Genomic DNA, 1,539 nt, shown 5'->3' with positions numbered 1-1,539 from the left:
TTCCTCTTTCTAAGCTGCCTATTCGGCAGTGAACGCGGCATCAACGCTGGCGGGCGGCAAGGGCGATTTCTAAGCTGCCTATTCGGCAGTGAACCAGAGCATCGGCCAGTCGCTGGGCGGGCTGATTTTCTAAGCTGCCTATTCGGCAGTGAACGGTAGCAGTGCGCCGGTGGCTGCCAAGCGTTTTTTCTAAGCTGCCTATTCGGCAGTGAACACGGCAACCGCGCACGTTGCGGCGGTCGTTGCTTTCTAAGCTGCCTATTCGGCAGTGAACCCAACTTACCGAGGGCGCATCTCTCTTGGGTTTTTCTAAGCTGCCTATTCGGCAGTGAACTTCTCGATGTGCTGACGGATTTCGTCGATCTCTTTCTAAGCTGCCTATTCGGCAGTGAACCAGGTAGCCACCAAAGCGGATGCAAGTGCATTTTTCTAAGCTGCCTATTCGGCAGTGAACATTGAGGAGAAGCTGCAAAACGACCTGCGCATTTTCTAAGCTGCCTATTCGGCAGTGAACCGCTGCCGGGTCAGGGCCTGCGCGGCGGTGTCTTTCTAAGCTGCCTATTCGGCAGTGAACTCGTCGTCGCCGCGACTGCCGCCGTTCGGTATTTTCTAAGCTGCCTATTCGGCAGTGAACGACCCTGAAACCGGCGAGCCTCTCACCCGAGATTTCTAAGCTGCCTATTCGGCAGTGAACACGGCCTGCTCGCGCTGCTGCCGCTCCGTCTCTTTCTAAGCTGCCTATTCGGCAGTGAACTCGAAGTAAGGGCTTTCAGTTCAGCGGCCTTCTTTCTAAGCTGCCTATTCGGCAGTGAACCTGGGCCGCCTGCACGGCGTCAAATAGTGCGCTTTCTAAGCTGCCTATTCGGCAGTGAACCGTTCGAAAATAATATGCGTCTTGCAAGTACATTTCTAAGCTGCCTATTCGGCAGTGAACTGGACACGGCTGGTACAGTGACACTGCATCCATTTCTAAGCTGCCTATTCGGCAGTGAACTCATCAAGCTTCTTTTCGTCGCGCGGCAGTGTTTTCTAAGCTGCCTATTCGGCAGTGAACGCAACGGTTCTGGGAGATGCTCCAGTACGCCTTTTCTAAGCTGCCTATTCGGCAGTGAACGACAAGTCTTCGCCCGGCGCAGCCTGTTCAATTTTCTAAGCTGCCTATTCGGCAGTGAACAGGCATCTCGGGGCGCGCAGGCACGGGCTCATTTTCTAAGCTGCCTATTCGGCAGTGAACACCTTGCCCGCGACATTTGGCATCGTATGCAATTTCTAAGCTGCCTATTCGGCAGTGAACGCTCGCCTGATTGCCGCTGCGCCGGAGTTGCTTTTCTAAGCTGCCTATTCGGCAGTGAACCGGGACATCCAGTCCCGTCTGCTGCGCTGAGATTTCTAAGCTGCCTATTCGGCAGTGAACCCGAAAGGGGTAGCCCAGGACATCTACATCAATTTCTAAGCTGCCTATTCGGCAGTGAACTTCTACTTTTGACGACGACGAAGTTACTAAGCTTTCTAAGCTGCCTATTCGGCAGTGAACCGGTA

1 CRISPR repeat array is annotated in these 1,539 nt (G+C 54.0%).

From position 1 onward, the window contains the following. Positions 1-6: 6 nt before the first annotated feature. A CRISPR array of direct repeats spans positions 7-1,534; the repeat unit is 28 nt; unit sequence TTTCTAAGCTGCCTATTCGGCAGTGAAC. Positions 1,535-1,539: the final 5 nt, after the last annotated feature.

This window comes from Lampropedia hyalina DSM 16112 (genome assembly GCF_900129055.1).
Taxonomy (GTDB): domain Bacteria; phylum Pseudomonadota; class Gammaproteobacteria; order Burkholderiales; family Burkholderiaceae_C; genus Lampropedia; species Lampropedia hyalina.
This window is presented reverse-complemented; position numbering and strand designations above follow the sequence as displayed.